This is a genomic window from Bacteroides cellulosilyticus DSM 14838, assembly GCF_000158035.1.
Taxonomy (GTDB): domain Bacteria; phylum Bacteroidota; class Bacteroidia; order Bacteroidales; family Bacteroidaceae; genus Bacteroides; species Bacteroides cellulosilyticus.
In genome coordinates this window covers 78148-99987 of the sequence record NZ_EQ973495.1, presented here as the reverse complement: position 1 = coordinate 99987, position 21840 = coordinate 78148, and the positions used below count along the sequence as shown (strand labels likewise).

11 protein-coding genes and 3 pseudogenes are annotated in these 21840 nt (G+C 41.2%); 4 read left to right on the top strand and 10 right to left on the bottom strand.

Going from position 1 to position 21840, the window contains the following annotated elements; translation table 11 throughout:
* Positions 1–9 precede the first annotated feature (9 nt).
* The gene (locus BACCELL_RS22735; protein WP_025726431.1) at positions 10–651 is read right to left on the bottom strand and encodes an outer membrane beta-barrel protein; all 642 of its coding nucleotides are present in this window, start codon (positions 649–651) and stop codon (positions 10–12) included.
* Between the two features lie 17 nt (positions 652–668).
* The gene (locus BACCELL_RS22730) at positions 669–2486 is read right to left on the bottom strand and encodes a YgiQ family radical SAM protein (RefSeq protein WP_007214458.1); all 1818 of its coding nucleotides are present in this window, start codon (positions 2484–2486) and stop codon (positions 669–671) included.
* 233 nt (positions 2487–2719) lie between these two features.
* On the opposite strand from BACCELL_RS22730, the gene BACCELL_RS22725 reads away from it, so the two are divergent.
* Positions 2720–3901, top strand: coding sequence for a sensor histidine kinase (locus BACCELL_RS22725; RefSeq protein WP_007214457.1), 1182 nt, complete (start codon positions 2720–2722; stop codon positions 3899–3901).
* 123 nt (positions 3902–4024) lie between these two features.
* On the opposite strand, the gene BACCELL_RS22720 is transcribed toward BACCELL_RS22725, so the two are convergent.
* From BACCELL_RS22720 to BACCELL_RS22710, 3 genes and pseudogenes are all read right to left on the bottom strand, one after another.
* Positions 4025–4240 (bottom strand): sulfurtransferase TusA family protein, encoded by a 216-nt coding sequence (locus tag BACCELL_RS22720; RefSeq protein ID WP_007214456.1) that lies wholly within the window; start codon positions 4238–4240, stop codon positions 4025–4027.
* A 4-nt stretch (positions 4241–4244) separates the two neighbouring features.
* Positions 4245–4559 carry a hypothetical protein gene (locus tag BACCELL_RS22715; protein ID WP_007214455.1) on the bottom strand — a complete coding sequence of 105 codons (315 nt, stop codon included), beginning with the start codon at positions 4557–4559 and terminating at the stop codon, positions 4245–4247.
* Between the two features lie 74 nt (positions 4560–4633).
* Positions 4634–7556 (bottom strand): annotated as a pseudogene (locus BACCELL_RS22710) (golvesin C-terminal-like domain-containing protein).
* A gap of 414 nt (positions 7557–7970) precedes the next feature.
* On the opposite strand from BACCELL_RS22710, the gene BACCELL_RS22705 reads away from it, so the two are divergent.
* Complete coding sequence (locus tag BACCELL_RS22705; protein WP_007214452.1) at positions 7971–10616, top strand: T9SS type A sorting domain-containing protein; 2646 nt, start codon at positions 7971–7973, stop codon at positions 10614–10616.
* Between the two features lie 82 nt (positions 10617–10698).
* A pseudogene (locus BACCELL_RS22700) lies at positions 10699–10925 on the top strand (tRNA-specific adenosine deaminase); the annotation flags it as partial.
* On the opposite strand, the pseudogene BACCELL_RS27560 reads toward BACCELL_RS22700, so the two are convergent.
* From BACCELL_RS27560 to BACCELL_RS22675, 5 genes and pseudogenes are all read right to left on the bottom strand, one after another.
* Positions 10925–11056 (bottom strand): annotated as a pseudogene (locus BACCELL_RS27560) (fructose-bisphosphate aldolase); the annotation flags it as partial. The pseudogenes BACCELL_RS22700 and BACCELL_RS27560 sit on opposite strands and share 1 nt — an antisense overlap.
* 453 nt (positions 11057–11509) lie before the next feature.
* Positions 11510–11821 carry a hypothetical protein gene (locus BACCELL_RS22690; protein ID WP_007214449.1) on the bottom strand — a complete coding sequence of 104 codons (312 nt, stop codon included), beginning with the start codon at positions 11819–11821 and terminating at the stop codon, positions 11510–11512.
* 50 nt (positions 11822–11871) lie between these two features.
* Positions 11872–14226, bottom strand: a complete 2355-nt coding sequence (locus BACCELL_RS22685; RefSeq protein WP_007214448.1) for a hypothetical protein — start codon at positions 14224–14226, stop codon at positions 11872–11874.
* Positions 14227–14314: 88 nt separating this feature from the next.
* The gene (locus BACCELL_RS22680; protein WP_007214447.1) at positions 14315–16225 is read right to left on the bottom strand and encodes a RagB/SusD family nutrient uptake outer membrane protein; all 1911 of its coding nucleotides are present in this window, start codon (positions 16223–16225) and stop codon (positions 14315–14317) included.
* 12 nt (positions 16226–16237) lie between these two features.
* Positions 16238–19465, bottom strand: a complete 3228-nt coding sequence (locus BACCELL_RS22675; protein ID WP_242577632.1) for a SusC/RagA family TonB-linked outer membrane protein — start codon at positions 19463–19465, stop codon at positions 16238–16240.
* Positions 19466–19872: 407 nt separating this feature from the next.
* Here BACCELL_RS22675 and BACCELL_RS22670 point away from each other — a divergent pair, with 407 nt between their 5' ends.
* A complete protein-coding gene (locus BACCELL_RS22670; RefSeq protein ID WP_007214444.1) occupies positions 19873–21714 on the top strand; it encodes a heparinase II/III domain-containing protein in 1842 nt (613 codons plus the stop codon).
* Positions 21715–21840: the final 126 nt, after the last annotated feature.

The window sequence follows — 21840 nt, the reverse complement described above, 5'->3', positions numbered from 1 at the left end:
TTCTGATAGCTATCGTCCAAATTGTATCGCAAATCCCAGATTAAAGAATGTAACATTGTTTTTAAACCAACTGTGGTCTATTCCGTCATCATAATCGTATGGATTGGAAAGCCGTGCGTCGGGGTTTGCAAACCAGTCGGCTGTGAGTATATCTGCACGAAACACTCCTGATAATTTCTTGGTAATGTAGAACTCGTAACCCATGCCGAATGACAGTCCGCAATAGCCTCTCTGAAAAGATATTCCGTTCCGTTCACCTCGTTGGTAAGTACGTTCCTGATAGTTCATGTAGCCTATGCCGAATGAAAGAAATGCTCCTTGATTTCCCTCACTCCACAAGTAGCGGTAAGTAATATTGGGGTGTATATAATGGAGGTGCATTTTATCCGGCAGACGAGCTACCCGTAAGTAATCATACTGAAGCCCTAGGGCAAAGTTGGGCATGAAGTAGTAGCGCCCTTCTGTCATCAGGTTGTATCCCGCACGGTCGCCATTTTTACTGAAAAAGTCATTACGGTTTCCTTCTACACGCGGCAATGTTACTCCGCCACCCAGTGAGATACTGAAGTTTTGCGGTAGGTTATCTTGTGCTTGCAAGGTCGTGCTTGCATAACTCAAAAAGATAGTGAAGAGAATAAAGAGTCGTTTCATCATTGTTAGATTAATATTTATCGTTTTCCATATAGTTTGTCTATCAAATCAATCCGTCCGATACGGCGTAGTTCGTTGATGATGTTCTTTCGTTCTTCCGGTTTATACCAGAAAAAGAATTGGCGTTGCGCTAACTTTTCACGTGGTGTTTTAGCACTGAATACAGGCTCCAATGTGTATGGATGGTAGCCGGTATACCAAGCTTCAGTGGCTACGGTCATGGGGGTAGGGGTAAAGTCTTGCACCTGTTCCAGATGAAAATCAAGGCGTTTGGTGATAACAGCCAGTTCTGCCATGTCCTCTTCCTTACAGCCGGGATGACTGGAAATGAAATAAGGAATCAACTGTTGTCGCAATCCTTCTTCGCGGTTGATACGGTCGAATATTTTCTTGAATTCCTGGAACTGGCCGAACGAGGGTTTGCGCATGATACTCAATACCCGGTCACTGGTATGTTCCGGAGCTACTTTAAGACGACCGCTGACGTGGCGGGCTATTAACTCGCGGGTATATTCAGCAGTGCTTTTATTAGTTGCCGGATCTTTGCTTTGATGCAAGAGCAAGTCGTAGCGTACACCACTACCGATGAAACTCTTTTTGATGCCGGGTAAAGTATCTACCGCATGATAAATATCCAGTAAAGGCCGATGGTCGGTATTCAGGTTCGGGCAAACTTTGGGATGGATACATGAGGGGCGTTTGCATTTCTTGCAAATGTTCTCATCCCTCCCTTTCATCCGGTACATATTGGCAGATGGACCGCCAAGGTCACTCAGATACCCTTTAAAATCGGGGAGTTCCATTAGTGCCTTTACTTCTTTAAGAATGCTTTCTTTACTGCGGCTTACAATAAACTTTCCTTGATGTGCCGAGATCGTGCAAAATGCACAACCACCGAAACACCCACGATGGATATTTACCGAAAACTTAATCATATCGTATGCCGGAATTCGCTTGCCTTTGTATTTGGGATGAGGCAGACGGGTGTAGGGCAAATCGTACGAATGATCGAGTTCAGCTTCCGTCAGGGGTGGGTAAGGAGGATTGACAACAACAGTCATACCATCTACTTCCTGTGTAATACGGGAAGCAGTATATTTATTACTCTCTTCTTCAATGTGGCGGAAATTGGCAGCCTGCTTCTTCTTGTCTTTCAGACATTCAGCATGAGAAAAGAGACGGATATCTCCTTCTTCGCTGATGAAATCCGTTGTCTTGCATAGGTAAGCAATTTGCGGAATGGTATTTAGTGATAGCCGCTTATCATTGAATCTTCTTATCAGTTCCACCACCGGTTTTTCTCCCATTCCGTAAATCAACAAGTCAGCGCCACTTTCTACGAGAATGCTTTTCATCAGCTTATCCTGCCAATAATCGTAATGCGTCACGCGACGCATGCTTGCTTCGATACCTCCCAATACGACGGGAACATCGGGATATAATTTCTTCAGAATTTGGGTGTAAACAATTGAAGGGTAATCCGGACGCATATCCGGACGTGCATCCGGTGTGTAGGCATCGTCACTACGTAGACGCTTGTTGGCAGTGTATTTGTTTACCATAGAGTCCATACATCCGGGACTGATGCCAAAGAACAGGCGGGGACGCCCTAACTTCTTAAAGTCGCGTAAGTCATCCCGCCAATTGGGTTGAGGTATAATCGCCACGCGCAAACCTTCTGCTTCGAGGATACGTCCGATAACAGCAGCCCCGAAAGAAGGGTGGTCTACATAGGCGTCACCACTGAACAGGATAACGTCCAGTTCATCCCATCCGCGCAACTCCACTTCTTTTTTCGTTGTGGGCAACCAATCAGTCAGTCGATATTCTTTCATGCCGCAAAGATACGCATAAAATGAGGTTCAGCCAGAAAATGCGTAGTTAAATTGCTGTTGATGATGCTTGCGACTCTTCCCCAAGTCCGGGGCAAAACGGCTTCGTGAGACGATGAAATCCATCTCGTGAGATGGAGGCTAACAAAAATATCAAAGAATCGTCTGTTATATCCTTATATTTTATACTTTTGTACGCAGATGGCACAAGCAAAATATAAATCAATCTATATATTATGGAAATACCTCCGTATGAAGAATCAAAAGATGTGGTACAACGCAAACTCGATCAGACAACTATGATTTTGCAGAATATCAATGCTTATTTTTTACTGATAGATAAAGATTTTATAGTCTGCGATACCAATTACTATTCCTTGAATAAGCTTCCAGCTCCTGAGGTTGGTATGGCACAAAAGCTCGGTGACCTGTTGCATTGCCGGAATGCTGCCGAAGCCGGCGAATGTGGTATGCATCAGCAGTGTAAACTTTGTGGTATCCGCACGGCTATTGGAAGAGCTTTTCATAAGAAAGAGAGTTTCCAAAAAGTAAATGCTTCTATGAATCTTCTGAATGACAAAGAAGACAAAGTGATTCCTTGTGATGTTTCAGTATCGGGTGCTTATGTTGTTATTAACGGGGAAGATCATATGGTATTGACGGTTTATGATGTGACGGAACTACAGAATGTTCAAAGGTTGCTGAATATTGAGAGAAAGAACTCGATATCTGCAGAGAGATTAAAATCCACTTTTATTGCGAATATAAGTCATGAAGTCCGCACACCATTGAATGCGATTGTCGGCTTTTCGGGATTAATAGCTACCGCTTCTGATGAAGAGGAAAAGAAATTGTATATGGATATTATTTCAGAGAACAATGAGCGTTTGTTACGTTTGATAAATGATATCTTTGATCTTTCGCAGATAGAAGCCGGAACTTTGAATTTTGAGTATTCTGAATTTGATGCCAATGACTTGTTAAGAGAGTTGGAAGGTATGTTTAAGGTGAAACTATTCAATAATCCTTCAGTTGATTTGATTTGTGAAGACTCAGTGCAATCTATTATCATGTATTCTGAACGCCAACGCATCATTCAGGTGATGGCAAACCTGATTCATAATGCGATCAAGTTTACCAAATCAGGTAAGATACGCTTTAGTTGCCGTATGGAGGGAACGGATGAGGTTTACTTTTATGTATCTGATACTGGAATTGGAATTCCGAAAGAAGAACAGCAAGAAATATTTTCCAGTTTTAAAAAGTTGGATCGGGAAGTACCGGGAACAGGTCTGGGGTTGACACTTTCACAAATTATTATCCAAAATTTGGGAGGTAGGGCTGGTTTGGAATCTGAGGTCAATAAAGGTTCTACATTTTGGTTTGTAGTACCCTTGATTATGGATCCGTATAATTGAATGAGAGAAAATAATATAAAATGAATCCTGTTAGAAGCTTTCTTATGCTGAAACAGGATTCGTTTTTTTATTTCTTATTTCCGGATACGATCATGAATGATGATTTGCAATTTACTGCACAATTTATCTTTTGGTGAATTGTACCGTCATTTGTTCGCCATCGTAAATCTCACGAAAGCCGATTTGTTGTTCTGCGAGATATTCTTTTAAATCATTGAAGGCAGCAGTATCATTCATAATAATTTCCAGTTTCTCACCCAGTGTAGCTTCGCACATGGCTTTGACGGCCGGGATGAGAGGACTGTAAAGTTTTTGACCGCACGTGTCGATTGTTTTCATTTTATTATTCCTCTTCTATGGGTTCCTGCTTTGAAAACCATTCCAGATAGAGCTTAATCAGTTGCTGTAATCCGAAGGCTTTCATGTTGTTGTGGTATATCACGTCGATGCAGAGGTCGAGCAAGTCTTTGCTGTCTTCTTCTTGTGATGCGATGAGGGAGCGGATATTCAGTCTCAGTTTTTCCAGAACAGATTCGTCTACAATACCATTACTGTCGATAAGATGACGGAAAAGTCCGTATTTCTCAATGGTTGCCAGGTTCTCTTCGGATATCTCTAAACTGCGGGTACCGCTGGGGTTTGCTTGTATAGTATACATAGTGTTTTATATTTTTAAAGGTTTATACTCTGAGAGCAAAGATAAGCGTTATTTTTAATTAGGCGCATTGTTTTTTATTTTTTTGCTTGAAAGAATTGCAGGATAGAAGCCATGACAGCGTTGCGATCCGTTTCCTGTTCAATACTTTCTAATGGGAACCCCATAACGAAGGTACGGTAGTTGCCCTGATAGGCAATGGCAGCACTTTGATTTCCGGAAGTATAGGTGAGCACTGGAAAAGCAGTATCTGTCGGTAGAATACATTCGGGAGCTGTTACGGGATAAGCGTACTCATTGGGTAGGCGGGGAATACTGAATGTACGTCCCAGACCATTAATATTTCCTGAGCGATTATCGGTGATGGATTGTCCGTAGGCATATTTCAGAATGTTTTGTGTGAACTCCCGGTCTCCCTGCGAACCGTTCATATCGCTGCCAAGATAGGAACCGCTCACAAGCAGATTTCCACCGGATTGGCAATAAGCGGTCAGTGCTCGCTGCATGGCAGAGGAAAAGGTTTTGTAATATGCATTGCTTGCCGGATTGCTTTGGCGGTCTTCTTTTTCCAGTCCGAGGATATAGTCTACGATATCGTAAGCTTCCAATGGAATACGTCCGCTTTCTACGGCTTCATCACTGCATGACACGAAACTATAATCTCCGGATGCCTGTATCGCCTTTCCGTGTATGAACGGATAATCGAAGCTATTTCCGGCAATTCGCATTCCTTCCCATTCGCTACCGCTACGTCCCAGTTCCTTCCCGGTCTGTTTGCGGGAGAATTCTGTTTGAGCACCACAAAGTGAGATGTCATATAAATAAGGTACACCCGGGTCTTTCGTTAAATCGAATCCGGCTTCAGTGGGGGTATCAATGACGGCTGGCCCACTGAGGCGGTCGAAACCATTGACAATCAAAATACGTCCTTTTTCTCTTTTTGCTTTATAAGCTGCAAGAATCTCGGATGGAAAACTTTCTCCACCCCGGTTGGCTGCGGTTACTTTAAAGGAATAGACAATACCCGGGTTCTATCTTTACGGTATAAGAGGGACTGCTGACACGTACGCCATTGTCAAAGCCTCCACGACCGATGCGGGTATATACGATGTATTCGCGCGGTTTGGCTGTTGGTTCCAACAGGTCTTCTTCACCATTCCAGGAAAGTTGCAGTGTGTTCTTTTTATTACCGAAGCGAATAGCAAAGTTACTTACAGGAAGAGGTTGTACTACATAATCTTTGCCATGCTGATTGCAAAGGTATTGCAGAATAGCTTTATAAATAGAGCGTCCTACAGTGAATTTAAAGTTGGGATCATGCCCGAGGCGCATATCGGCAAAGTTTTGGTGCGAAAGTAATTCGATAATAGTGGAAGGAACGGCGGGCAGTCGCGTTTCACTGTAATTACGATTCCACATGCTGCGACGAGTCCAATCTATGGCATAATTGGAACGGATATCCCGCTGGAGTTGGGTAAGCAGAATGTCGGAAAGGTCTCGGGAGGCATAGCGGTCTGTTCCGGCTCCGAGTACTCCGTTATTGAAATCGGTGGTATATATGCCGAGCGTACCTATGATTTTATCTTCTTTGCTGGCACCCGCATCGCTGTGCAATGCCATTGAGAGTTCAAAAGGTACTCCTAAACCTTTGTCTTTGGGATTGAATATCGAACCGCCGGACAGATAGTTAATCATTCTGGAACGTACATTAATGTCATCAGACATGTCATCTTTACCTTCACGTCCGCCATAAACCGAATAAGGCATGCCGGCCCATTGTGCAGAATAACGGGCACCTTCCAGATAGCGAGGCATTCCACTGGTTTCTCCACCGCGTTCTATATTGCCCATTCCACCGCCAAAGCGTACGGCATCAGCGCAGACTACACCTTTCTGTTTGCTTTCATTGCTAAGTACCACCATGCCATAATCGTTCTTTCCCTTATCAAAAGAAAAAGTACCGAGATACACCCACGTACCACCACCTATCTGCTGATTTACTTTGAACTCAGTGGTTCCTCCATGATGGAAAACAATATATTTGGCGTCACTTACGCTATTAGGCAAAGTTTGATAAGAGACGTATACAGCATAATCCCCTGTTTCCGGAATATCGGGTATCCACTCGGCAAAGGCTTTATCTTTTTTCTTTTCGGTTTGGGCATAGCGGGCTGTACCGGTAATGAAAGGATTTTCGTTATCTTGATATACTCTCTTCTGTTGGGCAAACCCTGGTTGGCTTGTCTGTTGCCAACGTGCTTTTCGGCTTTTGACTTCTAAATAGAGGGAACCTTGTCCACCATATCCGCTCAGGTTTCCGTCATTGTCGACGATTACTTCTTGTTTTTGCGTATCCCGTTCACGGGGGGTGAATACGTTGGCTCCGGCATTTTCCAGCATGGGTATGAGGTAGGGTAAAATGAATGATTGTGTGAACTGGTCTTCCGTTGTACAAAACAGGCGCGGACGTTGCCATCCCCATTTATTTTTGTTGTTGATATAATATTTTCCATGACTTTGCCAAAGGGCGATATGTCTTCTTTCCAATCCACGGGTAATTTCGTATGGACGTGAGATACGGGATACCCACGGACTATCTCTGTATTCCAACTTATTAAACAGACGTGTCTTGTCTTTCTTCTCTTTCCGATAAAGATTTGGAATGAGGTCTTCAATGCTTCGTCCGTTTGCAAAAAGGGTTATTTTGAAATAACTCACCGGTCCCGGCAAGATTTGTTTCAAATGTCGATAAATGGCATCTACTGTTGCTGGTCGTAAGGGCTGGTAGGCAAAGCGTTCGTTTGTATAGATGAGCAACCTTTTTTCCCGGAAGTCAATACGGAAACTGTCCAGCTTGCAAGTCCCTATATTTACCGTATTGGTGGTATATTCTTTAAAGAAAGCTTGTAGACGTTCTTCTACATTTTGTTTGATTTCTTGTGCCGGAAGAAATGTCCCATACAACAAAAGTAATATGCTGATTAGAATTATTTTTTTCATACTTATGGAATATTCAAGTTTGTAATGTCTGCTTCTATGTGGAAGTAGTGCATACAAAAGTACATAAAAGAAGATTGCATTGTTTCTTGAATTGCTCTCTTTTTGATATATTTTGCAAATCTGTATTTCAGAAAATGTTCCCGATGATTTAGTTGTAAATTATTTTGTTTGATAAAGATTCGATATTTGCAATGTTGTTGAATTCATACATAATACTTATGAAAAAAATATGGCATTATCTGGTTGAAAACGCGCAGACAGAAATGTATCCTCTTTTTTTATCCTTACATTTTTCATGAAATCGTTTCCGATGATTTATCCCTGTTTCTTTGAACAACCTGCTTCAAATCATTAGTTTTGTCTTGCCAGCCAGTTTCCGGCTGTAATTGTATAATCACTAAATTACTAAAATTTATGCAGAAAAAGACACTACTCCTTCAATCGGTTCACAAATTAAAACGGATTTGGATATTATGTTTGATAAGTCTGTGCATTGTACCATTAAATGCACAAAATTTTTACAAAATTGAAATGCCTAATTACATCCTGCAAGCATCAGGCACAAACACAGAGACTTTGTATATCAAAAACAAGGAATCTGAAAACCTGATTCAACTCGGAAAACTAAAGTTCGGATGGACACCTGCCATCACAATGGAAAATACATGCAGTTATGAAATCATTGAAGTAAACGGATATCAGGCCATCCGAGCCACCTACACTTTTCCTTCATCCGTGCCTTCTTCTATTACACTGACCGGAACCTTTATTGCACGTCCCGACCGAGTAGACGTCCAATATTTGGTTTCTGGTGTTCCTACTGGATATGTCACCAACTGGGGAGGCTCACAATTCCGCTTCATACTCTCCAACAAGGTAAATACCCAAATATTGCCAGAGGCCAAACTCGGCTTATGGCAACGGGATGCACAAGGAGGATTGCCCATTGAAGCCGCAGACTCCAATTTCTTCCCATTCCTCATAAAAGATAAAATAATATGTTTGGCCTATGGTCCTGAGAATAAGGCTAATTCCAGTTGGAAGGACGACTGGTACAGGCATACTGTCTTAATTGATAATAAGGACGGTTCCTACTCCACGAAGTTCTCCGTACTGGTGGCTTCTTCGGACTGGCCGTACGAAGCCATCTGCGCCCAATGGAAAGGACGTCCCTTTGCATTAACTCTCAGCACCGATAAATCTTACAATTGGTGGGAAAATGCATCCGGAACATTAAGTGTAAAGGCAAATCTGGCCAACACTTCCCAAGAGAAGAAAAATTGCACACTCAAATATTGGATCAGAGACTATGCCGGAAATTATGTTGTCAATGAAAGCCGGTCACTTACTATAGAAGCCGGTCAGCTACAAGTCTATCCCATTGAGTTCACCCCTGAAAGCGAAAGAGAAATCTACTTTGTGGAGGCTTCCATTGAGGATGAAACTGGCAAGGAGCAAGTGTTCCACAGAACGAATCTAGGGCTCCTACCCCCACACGAGTTCACATCTACTCCTGATGAAAACATCATGGGACTTTCCGCTTACTGGGCTATCCCTGACTCAACAGAATTGAAACGGTTGTTAAACAGAATGGGGGTCAGATGGGTAAGAAACGGAATTAACAGCAGTTTCAAGAATATCGAAGCGATGTATCATAACAATATCGACTGGACAAAAAAGTGGACTGATACAGAACGAGATAAACAAATCCGAACCTGCTTCCAAGAAATGGTGAAGAATGGAAACAAAATTTGGGAGTTTGGCAATGAACTGAATATGAGTTCTCCTGATATAGGTGGAGCCGGTGAAGGTATCGGAAAAGCACTATTGGCCGAGCCTTATGTGAAATGGTTAAAAGCCATCCGCAAGATACAGTCGGAAAAAACGGAATGGCAAAAAATCAAAATTATATCTTTCGGTTTTGCCGGTACTGACGAAGTATTCCTGGAAAAACTCGTCACACTAGGAGGTTGGGAATTGCTGGATGGAATAGCACTTCACCCAGGAAGAGGTAACTTTACTCCCGATTATCCTGTAACAGTTCCATGGAATGAATTTGAGAAACCTTCTTCAGGATATCAATACTGGAATTACTATGGTTCCATCCGTATTCTCAAAAACTTCATCAAAGCACATGGAAATGATAAAGATTTATACCTGACGGAAGTCTACGCACTTGACTTTCCGAACCATTCATGGAATGATACTCCCCGCGAATCAGCCGAGAACGTGGTCCTTTCATTTGCACTTGCCGCTGCTGAAGGAGTAAAGAATGCACTCTATTACCAGCTATTCAATTCAGTATGGAATAATCAATTAGGTGTGAGAGAAGACAACCGCGAATATTTCTTTGGTCTAATCAACCGCGATCTAAGTTTCAAGCCTTCCTTCATGGCCTACTGCAATATATCCGAAGCATTGGATGGGGCCCGTTTCAAAGGATGGATTAAGTTCAGTGAAAATAATCCTTTCAGCAAAGGAGTCATGTTCGATACGCCTAAAGGTCCTATGAGTATTATTTGGGACAGAATGGAAGGCGATATACTACCACGTCCCAACGGGAATAGTTCTCCGGAACCTTGGATCAGTTCATGGAATATACAAACGGAATTGACTTTGCCTTGCAAAGAAGAAAGTATTACGGTATTGAATGCCATCGGACAAAAAGAATCAATCCCGGTAAAAGACCATAAAGCTACAATAACTCTAACCGGAGCTCCTGTTATTGTTTACGGCATGGATGCCTCTCAGATACAGCTTCACGGAGATGCCCCGACCGGCATAGAGAACCTTTATGTCGATGGGAAAGATATACAAATAAGTCCTAATCCGGTAAAGGACCGACTGTTCATCAAAGGTAATTTTCAGTCGGACATCGAGCAAATACACCTCTATATTTATAATGTAATCGGGCAGCAGATTGCAAGTCAGTCAATTTCGGTATTAGGTAATACTTTGGAACACAGCATAAACCTGACTGGAATCAATGTAGGAATCTATTACGCAGTCTTCGACATAAATGGTGCCAAACGCATAACCAAGAAGATTATCAAGCAATAAAACAGTTTATATTATTCTTAAGATAGAAGTGTTACCCGAAGCAATCTTTTTGCTTAGGTAACACTTTTATCTATCTTGCTAGCCATGCTCCATGTGCCTCGGTGCTATCTATTGGGCAAACTGGACAGAATGTATTACGGAAACAACAAGACCACCGCGCGGAATATAGGTTTTGATGACTCTTTTATTTATGACGAGATTGCCTTAAAGCTTGCTAACCGTAAACTACCGCCGGAAATATTGTTGCACAATGAAGAGATCAAAGTTTTTGAGGCATGGACTCAAAAGGAAGGAAAAACAGGCTATTAAGCTTTCACAATGGCCTGCAACTGTTCCATATTGTTGAAATTGAATATCGGGATGGAATACATTGCATTATGAGCATTATCTTTTTTAAAAGTTTCTAATGGTAATTTTAGTGTGCCGTCGTTCAGAACCATATTTTCTACTTTGTGGGGCTTCATCAAATCTTCTGAAATTTCATAGTGTATGGAAACATTTCGCATAGGAACCTGATCCTTTCATACGCAAATAGAGACGGTTGCTTTCTCTTCGGTCTTGCATAGCCAGTTTGCATGATCGGGAGAGACAGTAACTTTTATCAGTTTTAGGGTGGCTGTGAAAAAACATATATTGTCTTCATTTCTAATAAATACAACAATACTAATCTGATAATAAGTATTTTATTCATTTCTGGTAATATTTAAAAAGTTGTATCGAATTTTACAACCGTGGGCGGATGTTTTATTTAAATCATTTATCTGCGAACTTTACATACTGTTTCCAGTCATATAGAGTGATATTATGTTTTCCGGAACGAATATGGTAGGCCCGAATATAAACTCATATACCGGAGGATGTACTCCGGATAGGAATTCTCCTTTAGGGTCGGCTCATTGGCCTTCGGTGGTGCTGGCAATATAAACCGGACGTGGGGCTAAAAGAGTTATCAACTCATACAGGTCAAAAGGAAGCGTGTTTTCTTTGCCGTTGTATTTCTGGAAATTGCGATAAAAATAATGGGGAAACTGCCAGTTGACAGTCTGAACAGTCTCTCCGAAAGTGTGTCGGGAAAGGGCGGCCCCTCCACAACTGAAACAATTGGAAATAATCATAGCAAATTTGGGAAGACTTTCAGCCAACACCGTGAACGTAAAACACTGTAAGAAGAATAAAATTCCTGTAATCATTTTTAGAGTATTCATGGTAAAATGTTTATATTATTCTTATTTTTTTAACTTTATGGCATCCTTGATTAATGATAAAGCTGAATTCGTGACGCGTCTATTCCGTATATCACGCAAGGAGCGCCAGTCAGTTCTATAGTCACTTGGTTGTTAATAGCGGGTACTATTTGTTTTTGTCCGATGGCATTCAGTAAGGTAACCTCGGGAGCACTGCTTGGCAAGGTCAGTTTCTTTTTTATTCTCCATGAGCTTACCCAAGGTTCCGGAAAAATATCTCCGTTAGGATGGGTCAGGATATTTCCTTCTGTCCTATCCCAAAGTACAACCATGCTTCCCTGGGGAGTGTCGAACAAAATTCCTCTGCTAAGCGGATGCTTTTCGTCCATCCGTATCCAGCCTTTGAATACAGCTTTATCCAATACTTCAGCCGTGTTGCAAAAGGCCATCAAAGAAGGTTTGAAACTCAAATCTCTGTTGATCATCCCAAAGAAATACTCCCGGTTGGTGGCATTTACTCCTAAATGGTCGAACCATACGGAGTTAAATAGCTGATAGTAAAGCGCATTCTTTACTCCCTCTGCTGCTGCAAGCACATACGATAATAATAAATTCTCTGCCGCTTCGCGAGGGGTATCGTTCCATGAATGATTTGGATAATCAAGTGCGTATATTTCGGTAAGGTACAAATCTTTGTTACCTCCATGCTTTTGTATGAAATTCTTGACTATCCGGATAGAACCGTAATAATTCCAGTATTGATATCCGGAAGTAGGCTTCTTGAAATCTTCCCAAGGAGCGGCTACCGGGAAATCTGGTGTAAAATTACCTCTGCCCGGATGCAATGCGATTCCGTCCAGTAAGTCCCATCCTCCCAATTCTACAATTTTTTCCAGGAAGACCTCATCTCCTCCTGCTATTCCGAATGAGATAATCTGAATGTTCCGCCATTCAATTTGTTCTTTTTGAACTTTGCGTATGGCTTTCAGCCACTCTATATATGCTTCGGCTAAACGAGCTTTGCCAATGCCTTCGCCGGCACCGGCAATATCCGGTGAACTCATGTTCAGTTCATTGCCAAATTCCCATATCTTATTTCCGTTCTTTACAATCTTCCGGAAAAAGGAGCGTATCAATTCTTCTCGCTCTGGGTCTTTCCACTTCTTCTTCCAGTTTATGTTATTGTGAAATGTAGCTTCTGTATTTTTGAAACTGCTGGTAATTCCATTACGTACCCATCGGACACCCATCCGGTTTAATAAACGTTTTAGGTTCACGGAATCGGGAATGGCCCAATAGGCTGAAAGCCCCATAATATTTTCATCGGGTGTGGCTTTAAATTCATGCGGGGGCAATATAGCCAGACTTGTCCTTGAGAAAGTTTGTTCTTTTCCGTTTTCGTCTTCAACGGAGACTTCTACAAAATAAATTTCCCGTTCTGTGTTTGCTGTAAATTCAATAGAGTGAACTTGTACTTCTCCTGTTTCTAAGAAGTATTTCTTGGAGTCATTCACTATGTAATTTCCGGCATAGTCGCGAATCCAATACTTAAGCATACATTTTTGTGGAACTGGTGACGTATTGATGATTTTAGCTTGTACGCCGATTGGAGCAGTTGCGTCCTCCCACCAGTTATAGACTTTATCAGTGGTAAGTGTCAAGGCAAACGGACGTTTCTGCCATTTTGCACTGATAGCTTCGTAAGGCCATCCATAAGGAGGAAATAGGATTGAAAACTGAGTGAAATAGTTGCCGTCTTCCTGACGCGACAGAATCGTATGCCTGTAGTCCTCGCTTTTCCAATTTGAGTCGACTTTGTTATCGGCTCCATAAGTAAGGCAAAGCAAGCGGTTTTTTATCAAAAACGGGAATATTTTGGCATCGGCTGTTTCTAATGGAAGTCCTCCTTTAGTATCCCGCTGCCATATCCCCAATTTGGCTTCCGGAAGTTTTTGAGTACCGGCGTTTTCGGGCAGGCAGAAACGGAACTGACATCCTTTCCAGTCAACCTTATACTTTTCGGGAACTCCTGAAAGCAAATACTGTACGTCCACTCGGTCTTGGTGTACTATGAATGTACCTGTAAGTTTCATCGAAGTCGGTACTGATGGAGAAAAAAAATAATTGATACGAATGGCACTTGCCCCATCCACCTCTATTATTTCATACTTGCAATTGTTTTCGAGTTCAAGTTGAGGCCACCGGCCAAGTTTCAGCTCGCCAAGTTGTACCAATGTCTCCGATTGTTTGTTTTGCAACAGCAATCTTCCTTTATCTTTGGATGCTATTCTTAAAATATAATTGGAAGATTCAATCTTATAATTTGCCAGCATTTCTATGGGTGTTATACAGAAATTGATTATTAACAATAATAACCATTTTCTTTTCAATTCGGCAAATGAAATGTTATATAAAAGCTTGTACATATCTTTATTCTTTGTAAATTATAAAATTTACCCCTGCTACAAATATTATGTGGCAGGGGCAATCCTTTATAAAAGTGGATATCCACGATTAATCTTTCATGAACTGGCCTTCTTCGGGTACCTGCAAGGGGGTTACATTATTTTCACAGCCTAAATAACCGTTATTTTGATTAATGTGTCCATTGGTGTTGGCTCTGATATCTTTGTTAGGAATAGGCCATAACATGTGATGAACACTCATAGTGTATTCAGCAAATCTGTTCTTTACACCTTTGTTGTAAAAATTGTTATGTTGGCTGATCCAGTCGAACCAGAAATTGTATCCGGCATCTTTCAAGTTGTTGGCACCCTTCGGACCACATAAGTTTTCCATTTTGTAGATACGTCCGTCGAATATCTCACAAGGTTTACCTGTCAGTGCGTATGTATAAGCGATACGAACTAATGTAATGTGACGATGTTCTTCGTAATAAAGTTCACGTGCGCGTTCATTCAGAATTTCACCGATATTGATGTCCTGAGCAGTCAACAGATCGGCACCTGCACGTTTGCGTACTACATTCAGCATGTTGGCAGCTTCACCCAGATTATCTTTCCAATAATAACATTCGGCAAGCATCAGATAAACTTCGGCACTACGCATTAGATAGATAGGACTTGAACCACCTTTCCATTGACCGCTACCTGCTGTTGGATCTGGAATATATACTTTGTAGTGGGGCCATGAAAACCAGCAACGAATGGAATCGCCACAAGACATATTTACAGGCTTTACAGCTTTCTTTCCATACCAGGGATCATTGGCTTTTTTCAGGGCCGGGTCATTATAGATCAAGTCTTCCATACGTCTCCAACTATCGTGGTTGTATCGGCCACGTAAGTCATTTTTTTCCTTCTCTGTCCAAATGGTATATTGGAAGTAGTTGGTGGGGCGTACACGGGCAATGCCTCGTCCATATGTTTTATTCACGTCCTCCACAATACCGGCTGCAACGTCTTTGCTGTCGGGAGTGACGGCGAAACCTGTTTTTCCACTCGGAGTTTTTACTACGTTATTATTCCACATAGGAACACAGTTAGCCATGATTTCTGTTTTTGCAGAGCCTGTACCACTGGCATTATTCGGTTCGGATACACCATATAATATACCTTCTGTATTGGTCGGATCACTTTTGGCTTCTACACTGTGCAGATCAAACATCAGGTTGGGGTGATTGTTTTTAGTGGAAGTAAAACGGTTTACCATCAGTGGGTGTTTAGCTACGATTTCATTTCCAACTTTGATAGCATTGTCGAATTCCCCCAATGACATATAGACTTTCATCAACAGTACTCCACAGGCCGATTTGGTGGTGTGTCCACGGTCTACTTGCTCGGGTACCCATTGGTATGCAAATTCCAGTTCTTTTTTCATACGACGTAAAATACTCCAACGATCACATGTATTAAAATCATACCGTGGGTATGTGACTTCAACATCAATGAAGGGGACATCCCCGAACTGGTTGATCAGTCGCCAGTATCTGTAACAACGCTGAAAGTAACCTGTACCCAATACTTTGTTTTTTTCTGCTTCATTGACGAATTTAGTATCTTTCATACGTGAAAGTACTACATTTGTATATTTTATTTGATTCCAGTTCTCATCCCAGTTGTGCGATGTCAAATAGGAGTTTTCCGCATTATTAAAGTTAGCATCCGGCATTAATTGGCGATCCATATCCTGCAAGGGCCCTGCTTTATCAGTTGTTCCGCTGATACAGAGATCGGAGAAGATAAGTTCACAAGTATATCCGCTTCCGTTTCCAAAGTATTCATGACGCATGGAACGTTCGGCTGCTGCAAGAGAAGTGAGCAGACCGTCAGCATCAACATATGCATTTTCAGGAGTGAGGAAAGAGAGGGGCTTAGGTTCCAGCCAACTTTCGCTACATCCGGTTAGTAGTACCGTACATAAAGCGACACCACTGATAGTTTTGAATATTCTGTTCTTTTTCATTGTTCTTTCAAATTAGAGTGTAAAGTTAATACCGAAATTGAATGTTCTTCCCATTGGGCTATTTGATTCAGGATCCCAACCGTCGTAATGAGGAGCAAAGACTGCTACATTATGAATGGATGCATTGAAGCGTAAATCTTGGATACCTACAACTTTTGTCCATTTTTGTGGCAGGCGATATGAAACTGTGATGTTGTCCAAACGGATAAATGACTTGTTTACGTAATGTGTTCCTAAGTTCTTTGAACCGATACGTGCATAGTCATTAATCGGATTTTCTGGTGTCCAGTAAGGCTGATCGTAACCGCAACTGATAGAAGCATCGAAGTTATTGTTGGCGGCATCAGCATATGAACCGTAGTGACCCCATAAAGAGTACAACATAAATGAAATATCCAGATCATTGAACAATTGGAAGTTGTTACGGAATGTCCAACGGAAACGAGGGGTTGTATATTTCTGGTGTTTCTTGTCATCCTGGTCCAATTTCCCATTTTCGTTGAAGTCCAGATATTTAAAGTCACCAGGCTGGCAGCCGTATTTTGCCGCTTCTTCAGCTTCATCTTGTTGCCATACACCATCTCCTACATAATCCCAAATGCGGTCTGGGTCCTCACCAATAAACCATTTGTTAGTGATATCATCGTCTTCTACCTGACCGATGATATTACCGTCAGCATCAAGAATATTCTTCATGTTACCGTATAAGTGTTTAATCTTACGACGGTTGAGTGAGAAGTTACCTGTAGCACTCCATTCAAAGTTTTTGCGTCTCATGATGTTGGCATTCAATGTCAATTCAAAACCTGTATTCTGGAGTTGTCCCATATTACTCAATACTTTGCTGAAACCGGTGATGGGTGGGATGGCACGGTCCATGAGCAAATCATTGGTCATTTTCTTGTATACTTCGATAGAACCGCTTAAGATATCTCCGAAGAGTCCGAAGTCCAAACCTATATTATATGATTTGGCACGTTCCCATTTTAACTTGCTATTTGGCATTTTTTGGTTCAACGTATAAGTGGTGGTATAGAATTTGCCATTTCCATCGATCCAGCAAGTTGGGTTAGAGGTTAACTCTGCAAGGGCAGCGTAGATACCGATGTCTCTATTACCATTTTCACCCCAAGAGAAACGTAATTTACCATAGCTTAACCATGAGGAGGTTTTCTTCATGAATTTTTCTTCTGTGAATACCCATGCTAAGGCAATGGCAGGGAATGTAGCACGTGGGTTCATCATACCGAAAGCTGAGTAACCGTCACGACGAACCGAAGCGGTCAACATATACTTATTACTAAAAGAGTAGAACAAACGCCCCATCAAAGCATCGCCGGTAGTATATTGGTCAGTACTCAATGCAGTAGGATTGTTGCCCAAGTGGATACCATGATAGCCTAATGCGTCACTTGGATTGTATCCTTTGTTAGTGCTCTTAGTCATCCAACTTTGTGACTTTTCGGCATTGACTAGGAAAGTTGCTTCTACTTTATGTTTATCGAGGAACTCATATTTCCAGTTGAAAACATTGTCTACCTGCCAGTTGAAAGCTTTATTATGCTGGCGGAAGGAAGAGCCTCCTTCTCCTGCCCAGGCATCGTTCTTGGCTGATTTGTGCTCAAAGCTTTCGTTCCAAGCCAAACGCGGAGTAAAGTTCATCTGGTAAGAGAAACCGAACGGTAAATTCAGACGCCCGTAGATAGTTCCATCCAGATTCATGTATACTTGTTTCTTATCTGTATATTTACGGTCATAGAATGGGTTGGCGATGGTGTTTGAACCATTAGGATAGTGCTGGTTAGCACTTTCTGGATTGTTAACATCATTACTACAATATGGAGAAAACCATGTCAGAGCTTTAGTATCGACAGCAATAGCGCTTTCGTCACGGCTGGAGAAGTTCATATTCAGTCCCACTGTGATATACTTGCTGACATTGGATTCCAGATTCAGGCGGGTAGTGAAACGGCTAAATGCATCACCATCTTTGATACCTTCATTGTCCATATAGCCAATAGACCAATAGTATTGGTAATCTTCACCTTTCTTGCTAATGCTGACGTTGTAGTTTTGTTGTACTGCATTGTTTAACATCAAATCTTGCCAATTGGTTAGTTTACCATTGAAATAATTATTGATTTCAGGGGTAGATAGATCCAGACGTGACAACCATTTCGTTATTAGTTCTTCTTCTGATACAGACGTAACTTTATCCTTCTGGTCATAATTATACCAGTCTACTTTATCTATTCCATTAAGCTTTCTTGGATCGGTATACATTCCCGGATATTGTTCAAGGTATTCATCCGTTTGCCTACCGATTTCGTATGCTTGGCGGAAATCAAGAAATTGCTCGGCATTTCTGAGTTTGCGGCTCTTAATAGGAGTGACCAATCCCCAACTTGTATTGACGTTAATCACTGGCTTACTGCCTGCTATACCTTTTTGTGTAGTGATAGCAATGACTCCGTTTGCTGCTTTTGCACCATATACAGCAGCAGAACTGGCATCTTTCAGTACGTCGATTGAAATGATGTCGTTGGGGTTCAATTCACTAAGTTCGCCATTATAAATAACTCCGTCTACAACAAGTAACGGTTGTGAGCCGGCTTTTAAAGTACCTTTACCACGTATAAGGAAGTCACCGCCACCTTTTGCTTCGTTGTTGACTGAGATATTCAGACCGGCAGCATTAGCACGCAATAAGTCGTGCATATTACGGGGCATTTCTGCTTTTAAGTCGGTCGGACGAATGTTTGAAATAGCACCGGTTAGATCCTTCTTTTTAGCTGTACCATATCCGATAACTACAACTTCGTCGAGTGCTTGAGCGTCTTCCTGCATTGTAATGTTTAGATTGCTTTGCTGTACTTTGACTTCCACATCTTTGTATCCGATATAGGAAAGAACCAGTGTTTGACCGTTTTTTGCGGCAATGGTAAAGTTACCATTCATATCTGTGATGACACCGTTATTGGTACCTTTTACCATGACAGTAACGCCAATGAGGACTTCTCCCTTGTTATCTACTACATGCCCTTTTATTGATATATTGCCCGTTTGTTGTTCTGGAGCAACACTATGAACCTGCATTGAAAGGGATGTCGTAATGAAGGGCTGACCAGCTTGTACTGTACCAATGCCCAACAAAGCAGTCAGAGCTACTGATTGGGCCAGACGATAGCATCGTTTGTGACCTTGCTGCCACATGCATGGATGTGATGAATTGTTTTTCATATAACTGAATAATAATTTAGTATTTAGATATTTATTAGTCTTTACTGATTGCAACTTTATGATTTTCAACCTCAAAATTGCTGGATAATAATATTGTTTCTATTCTATTCTTTTTAGATTTGCTTTATGTTATACATTTGATTACACTTGCAAATCTCTGAAATAATATGATAACTTATGCAAAGAATGATGAAAATCATCGGGAACGATTTTGTAGGTTTTTAATGTTAATGGCTTGTTATATAGTTGATTATTTCTATGTAAAAACATGTTTTTGCATACCTCGCTCAGAAAGATGGTTAGCTTTTGTTAAGGAAAACGTTCCCGTTGATTTTGCAGATAATGATTCTATATTATTCTATAATATTGTGATATTTGCCATGTTGTTGAACTTTTAAGTAATTAATATGATGATATATTTATCCATTTTTTATAAATTTCGTCTACAGAGAATAATCTTATTGTTAGTTTTAGCTTTTTATTCTTTAGTTCTGTGTGCGCAGTTTGTGGATTATGAAAGAATAACCCCTCATCCTCGTTTATTATTAACGCAAGGAGGAGAAGAAGCTGTAAAGAAATCAATAGCAACGTTTCCATCGTTATTGAAGGTTCATAAGCGTATATTGGAAGAATCTGATGAGATACTCATCCAACAAATGGCGGAACGAGTTATGGAAGGGAAGCGGTTGCTGAGTGTTTCCCGTTTGGCATTAAAACGTATTTTCTATCTTTCATATGCCTATCGTATGACGAAGGAAGAAAAGTATGCTTATCGTGCGACACAAGAAATGCTTTCGGTAAGCCGTTTTCCAGATTGGAATCCATCTCACTTTTTGGATGTGGGAGAAATGGTATTGGCATTATCCATAGGTTATGATTGGCTTTATGAGTATTTGGAATCGGAAACACGTTCTATAGTACGTGACGCAATTGTAGAAAAAGGCTTGGATGCCGCTGCTCCTGATGAGTGGTTTTACAGGGCAGCCTCTAATTGGAATTCTGTTTGTAATGCTGGTTTATTGTATGGTGCACTTGCAGTTTTTGAGGATGTGCCGGATAAGGCAAAAAAAATCATAGAGAGGTGCTTGCTGACTAATCCTAAAGCTTTATCGGCTTATGGACCGGACGGAGGATATCCAGAGGGCTTTCATTATTGGGGATACGGTACCAGTTTTCAGGTGTTACTTATTGCTGCCCTTGAAAGTGCATTGGGGACGGATGCCGGATTGTCCGAATATCCTGGTTTTTTGGAATCAGCTCGCTTTATGGAATTTATGACAGCTCCAAGTGGTGAATACTTTAATTTTTCGGATGCTGTTAATGGAGTGAGATGTAATATGATGATGTTTTGGTTTGCTAAGATAATGGGGGATTTATCTTTACTATGGTTAGAAAATCAATATTTAGAGAATCCTTCAGTTTGTTTTGCAGAAGATCGTTTATTGCCCTGTCTGTTGATTTTTTGTGCTCATCAGGATTTGAGTAATATACAACCGCCTTCCTGCCATTTCTGGCATAATAGTGGAAAGACTCCGGTTTTTATTTATCGTGGCGGATGGAATAGTAAAGAGGATAGCTATTTGGCCGTAAAAGGAGGTTCTCCTCTAACTTCTCATGCACATATGGATGCCGGTTCATTTATTTATGAAAGGAAGGGAATACGCTGGGCGATAGATCTTGGAATGCAAAATTACTTAAGTCTGGAGAGTAGAGGAGTAAATTTATGGGATCAGTCTCAAGAAGGACAACGGTGGGGAGTGTTCCGTCTTGGTAATATGGCACATAATACGCTTACGATAAACAATAAGCGGCATTTAGTGAATAGTTATGCTTCTATTAACAGAATATATAAAAGTGAAGATATGAAAGGGGCAGAAGTAGATCTTATAAGCGTTTTTGCTGATGATATGGAAAAAGTTGTCCGCATCATTTATCTGAATGAAGAAGATGATCTGATTGTGAAAGATGAACTGGTTACGGGAGAAAAAGAGGCTTTGGTAACTTGGATTATGGTAACACCGGCTGAAGCAAAGATCATCGGTAAGAATCAAATGGAATTGGCTAAGGATGGACATCGAATGTTGCTTACCGTGATTGCACCAGGTGATGTTGAAATGAAACTTTGGTCCAATGAACCTCTCCATGCTTTTGATGAACCTAATCCGGGAAGTATGCGTGTAGGTTTTGAAACCCACCTTCCCGCAAACAGGAAGAATTTGTTGAAAGTGACATTAAATCTTATCAGATGAATTGTTTATTAATTAAATTATAAAAAGGATTTATGAAAGAAAAATGGCTCTTATTAAGTTTAATTGGTTTCCTTATTTCGTGTTCGAAACAGGAATCAATGGATGCATTGACGGCACGTGTATTTA